Origin of the sequence: Citrobacter sp. XY323 (genome assembly GCF_025106035.1) — a bacterium.
GTDB classification, from domain to species: Bacteria; Pseudomonadota; Gammaproteobacteria; order Enterobacterales; family Enterobacteriaceae; genus Citrobacter; species Citrobacter braakii.
In genome coordinates this window covers 1-4706 of the sequence record NZ_JANYUK010000029.1, presented here as the reverse complement: position 1 = coordinate 4706, position 4706 = coordinate 1, and the positions used below count along the sequence as shown (strand labels likewise).

Genomic DNA, 4706 nt, shown 5'->3' with positions numbered 1-4706 from the left:
GAAAACCATCACCACAGGAGAAAACCAGGATGCACACACGAAACGTCAACGTCAAAACCGCCGCTCAAGAATCTTCCAGGAAGATGGGGGAAGGGCAAAATCTGGCAGCAGTTGCTCGTGAACGCGTGGCAGGTTCAATAAACCTCAAAAAGGGAGTCACGGTCACCATCGCTGAAGTGGATCGCTATGGCGATGTTCAGGTGGAAATCCGTACAAACGGTTTACTCAACTGGCGGGCGTGGTCATTTGAGCCTGATTTTATTGCGGATCTGGACCGAAACCTGCGCTACGTCGAACAGAAGTGAATGATGGCTGACTGGCCATTTTTAACAAACAAAAGGGGAACATCATGCTGAAACTGAAAAATGCTCTGACCACCAACCATGTGGGCAAAAGCCCTGACATTGTGAAGTTGCTGCGTATTCAGGCCACAGAGAGTCATGTGGTTGAGTTCGATAACGTGGACACGCGTTTCAATGATTGTTCTAACTGGCAAATCATGGTTGACGGGGAACGCATCCTGTTCAGTACCCGTATGCATGAGCGTTTTTCTGACATGAAAGCGGCTGTTCTGGCAACGGTCGCAGTCTGCGGAAACCGCGCAACACCATCAGACAGTGCAATGCTGGATAGCGCACAGGCAATGATGAAAATGCTCGACGTTTATCCGTCTTTTGCCGCGCTGGCTGAACATCCGAAACGTCTAACCAACTGAAAGAATGTCGTGACCGGAGGGCAATCCGGTCACGACTGACCATCACTTAAACTAGAGAGGTAAAAATTATGGTCGCCACTAATACTACGGCAAGCAAAACGAATAAATCCAGACGTAATAAGAAATCTGAACCCACAACCGCTCCTGCTACAGATCAGACTCTGAGCCAGCTTTTAGCTGTGCTCCCCGTACAGCAAATCGCTTATACGCGTTTGTCTGCATCAGATCTGAATGTGCGTCTGATTAAGCATACTGACAAGGAAGTGGAAGAACTGGCTGACAGTATTGCTGCCGTGGGGATCCTACAGAATCTGGTCGGCGTCGAACAGCCGGATGGAACGATCGGGATTGTGGCAGGTGAAGGTCGCCGCAGAGCATTGGGTGTTCTTGTTGTGCGGGGAAGTGTGGATGCTGAATTTCCGTTTGTTCCGGTAAAAGTCGTTCCGCTGGACCTCGCGGTGGCTGCCTCCATGACGGAGAATGGCAAACACAAAATTATGCACCCTGCCGAGCAGATTGTCGGCTTCCGTAATCTTGAGCGAGAAGGGCGAACCCCCTCACAAATTGGCGCTCTGCTGGGATATGCACCTCGCCATGTTCAGCGCTGTCTGAAACTGGCGAACCTTGCGCCATCCCTGCTGGATGCACTGGCGCGGGATGAGATTACCCTTGAGCATTGTGAAGCTCTGACCCTGGCTGATTCTCACGAGCGTCAGGAGCAGGTCTGGAAAGAAGCTGTCGAACAACATCGCACTCCGAGTGTACATACTCTCCGTAAAATGGCCACAGATGACAAAATGGCCATAAGCCATCCGATGTTTGTCTTTGTCGGTGAAGAAGCCTACCTCGCAGCAGGAGGTCATCTGACCGCAGATCTGTTTAGCGATAAAGACAGTACTTTTGCTGATGCCGCGCTGGTGAAATCTTTGCTCGCCGGAAAACTGACGGTGACGGCTGCGCGTATCCGGCAGGAACAGGGCTGGGGTTGGGCTGAGTTTCGTATGACGGAACTCAGCGGTCATGGCGAAGATAAAGAGCTGTATCGCTTTGCCATGCCAGCGGCTGTGCTGACTGATGATGAACAACGCCGTATCGATGAACTTGAAAATGCCATCGAGGATTGCTCGTCCTATGATGATCAGTACGAATTTCAGCAACAGATTGATGATATCCGCATCGAGGCCAAATACCGCGAGGCCACGCCGGAATTTCGGGCGAAGCATGGTGTATGGGTGTCATGGGATAACGGCAATTTTCAGGTTCAGCCAGGTATCCGCAAACTGACTGACGAAGATCGCGCACAGGAAGAACAGGAACGAGAGGCGCGACAGACGCAGGATAACAATGTAATCACCTACACCACGCCGGAAACACCTGCCGATGCATATCCGGCAACGCTGGTTAAAGCTATGTCCGCTGAACGTACTCTCGCGGTACAGGCTGAACTGGCGGGACGTCCTGACGTGTCTGTGGCGCTGCTGACATGGACACTGTGTCTCGGTCTGTTTGAACGCAGTTATGGTCAGCGTAGTGAACCCCTCAAAGCCTCAGTCACCAGTAATCAGTATCTGCTCGCCTCTCTGGCTCCGTCCGGTGATGAGGGCAAAGCTTTATTGTCACTTAAGGTTCAGCGTGAAGCATTTCAGGCGACGTTGCCGGAAAACTGGCATCTGGATTTCACCTGGTTGCTGTCATGGTCTGCGGAACAGGTGTGCGCCCTGCTGGGATTCTGCGCAGCACATGGGATCAACGGTATTCAGGAACGCCTGTATAACCGTACCGAGCGGAGTGAACTGGATGGGCTGGAAGCTGCTCTGGACTTTGACCTGCGCAAATGGTGGCAGCCGGATGCGACCAGCTACTTCGGAAAACTAAAAATTTCTCAGATCGGCAAGGCTTATGAAGAAGCAGGGATGGCGGAAAGAGCGCGGGAAGTTGTGAAGCTCAAACGCCGTGATGCTGCTGCCGCTGCCGCAGATGAACTGAGTGTAAAAGGCTGGTTACCAGACTGGATGGTTCGTACTCAACCTGTTGAACAGGATGAAACTGAGTTAACAGAAACTGACCATACAGACCACGCAGCTTAAGACGGAGGCCGCCGCCTTCGGGCGGCGGGAACGACATGACCATGATTTATGATCTGAACAAAATTAACAGCCTGACCGCTTACGATATGGAGTATATCCGCCAGAAGGGTGAGGATGCTCGCAATGAACTCAGTGATGCCGTAACCCGTATGCTGGCTGTACCTCAGAACTGGTGTATCTGCGCCGAGTACCGCATGGAGTTTGGTGGTTTTTTCCCTGTTCAGTGCCGTCTTAGTGCTGATGGTTGTGATGATTATCATCTGTGCGTATGTAGCCCCGGCGACATTTCCCCGTACTGGCTTGTTGTTTTACTGTCAGTTGGAGGTCTGGTTGTTCGCACGCTCTGGCAGGGAGAGAAACTCGACCCCGTAAGCATCAATGCGCTGGTCAGCCAGGTGGCTGGTATGCGCCGGTTTGGCTGTTCAGCCCGAACTGTTGTTAGCCTGTTGAATAAGGAGGTGGTGGCATGATCCCGTCAGCACACTCTCTTGTTACGCTGAAGCCTGCCCGTCAGGCGGCACTTCAGGCCATTATTAACGTGGAAACTTCCCGTGAACGTGGTGCGCGGTTACCTGCCTTACCACATGTCCGGGCTTTTCTCCGGTTGCTGACCGGATGCGGCCGACTGAATGCTACGGTTGCACGCCAGATCCCCGGACTGAACTGGGAGCCGCGGAACCGGCTGGTATCCCTGAAACAGGTTGAAGAGGCGCTGGACAGGATGATCGCCACAGGCGGTGAAGCTTGCCCGCTGCCGCTGAACCTCGATGTACAGGCCGAGTTGTTTCCTGAAGTCATACACACGCGTACAGACAGACGATTACACAGAGAGAAAATCAGCTTCACACGAAAAATGCGGAGGGTAGCCCGCCAGGTTGACCATGCATGGCGATTGCGTCAGAACCTTCTCGGACAGGCGGTGACTGAACTGAATTTTCAGTCACCTGAAACTGTCAATATCTGGTACCGGCGTTGGGCAGACGAGTTTGACGCGCGTGAGCTTGAATCTGCATTCTGGCGCTGGCAGACGCGGTTCACTTCGCTGAAAGAACTTGACTGGTCGCGTTACAGCAATGCACCGCTGTACGAAGTTATGTATGAAATTCCCTGTATTGTGAAGGAAACTCCGGATGCCCTGCGTCAGGCAGAAAACTGGCTGGTTCCCAACAAACTGACAGACCGGAGCTGATTATGAAATGGCGCTATTCATTGCGGTGGAAGTTGCCACACAGGCCGTGTCCGGGGCCGCATGAACTGGTGTCCGAAGTAGTGGATGCCGGACAGCAGGCTCCTGAATCAGTCATGTCTTTGTGGGTGGCGGGGGCCGGGTATGCCGTATGCGTCGATTTTCTGGATGACAGACAGATCAGACGCTGGAGCGATGAACGAAAAGCTGCCACCCGCAGACGAAATCTGGAGCGGCGTGTAAACCGGATTGCGCCATTGTTTGCTGATGAACTTATCGAGCGGGAGCTGGAAACCCGACCGGAGTATTTTCGCGGAAAATCAGCACGATAAGAGCAGGAAACCTGGTCAGACAGTGACGGTGTGCGGTATAATGGCGGTGGCGCTTGAGGCTTTTTGCCTCATGACGTGAAGGTGGTTTGTTGCCGGGTTGTGTGGCAAAAAGCAGAAAGCCCCGTAGTTAATTTTCATTAACCCACGAGGCCACCTGTATGCCTAGACAACATCAGGATAGCCTCTTAGATGCCGCAAGGCAAGGAGAAGAAGGCCATGAAACTGCCACGAAACACTCTGTTCTGGTGCGTATTAATAGTGTGTCTCACGCTACTGATATTTACCTACCTGACCCGGAAATCACTCTGTGAAATCCGCTACAGGGACACGAACAGGGAGGTGGCGGCTTTTATGGCTTACGAATCCGCTAAGTAGCTAACCCCGGC

Annotated in this window: 8 protein-coding genes; all 8 read left to right on the top strand. The window is 52.7% G+C overall.

Annotated elements, in window-relative coordinates:
• On the top strand, positions 1-305 hold a 305-nt coding region (locus N0B36_RS24225), incomplete at its 5' end, for a hypothetical protein (protein ID WP_311044830.1).
• 44 nt (positions 306-349) lie between these two features.
• Positions 350-715: a hypothetical protein gene (locus N0B36_RS24220; RefSeq protein ID WP_119173758.1), complete on the top strand. Its 366-nt coding sequence runs from the start codon at positions 350-352 to the stop codon at positions 713-715.
• Positions 716-783: 68 nt separating this feature from the next.
• Positions 784-2802 (top strand): ParB/RepB/Spo0J family partition protein, encoded by a 2019-nt coding sequence (locus N0B36_RS24215; protein ID WP_259689498.1) that lies wholly within the window; start codon positions 784-786, stop codon positions 2800-2802.
• Positions 2803-2837: 35 nt separating this feature from the next.
• On the top strand, positions 2838-3272 hold the full coding sequence (gene psiB, locus N0B36_RS24210; RefSeq protein WP_259689496.1) for a conjugation system SOS inhibitor PsiB: 435 nt from the start codon (positions 2838-2840) through the stop codon (positions 3270-3272).
• Complete coding sequence (locus N0B36_RS24205) at positions 3269-3991, top strand: plasmid SOS inhibition protein A (protein ID WP_259689494.1); 723 nt, start codon at positions 3269-3271, stop codon at positions 3989-3991. Before psiB ends, N0B36_RS24205 begins: the two co-directional genes overlap by 4 nt.
• A 2-nt stretch (positions 3992-3993) precedes the next feature.
• Positions 3994-4320 (top strand): hypothetical protein, encoded by a 327-nt coding sequence (locus tag N0B36_RS24200; RefSeq protein WP_057102321.1) that lies wholly within the window; start codon positions 3994-3996, stop codon positions 4318-4320.
• A gap of 158 nt (positions 4321-4478) precedes the next feature.
• Positions 4479-4631 (top strand): DUF5431 family protein, encoded by a 153-nt coding sequence (locus N0B36_RS24195; RefSeq protein ID WP_246044107.1) that lies wholly within the window; start codon positions 4479-4481, stop codon positions 4629-4631.
• Positions 4576-4695: a type I toxin-antitoxin system Hok family toxin gene (locus N0B36_RS24190; protein WP_223156217.1), complete on the top strand. Its 120-nt coding sequence runs from the start codon at positions 4576-4578 to the stop codon at positions 4693-4695. The genes N0B36_RS24195 and N0B36_RS24190 overlap by 56 nt, the downstream gene beginning before the upstream one ends.
• The last annotated feature ends 11 nt before the right edge of the window (positions 4696-4706 follow it).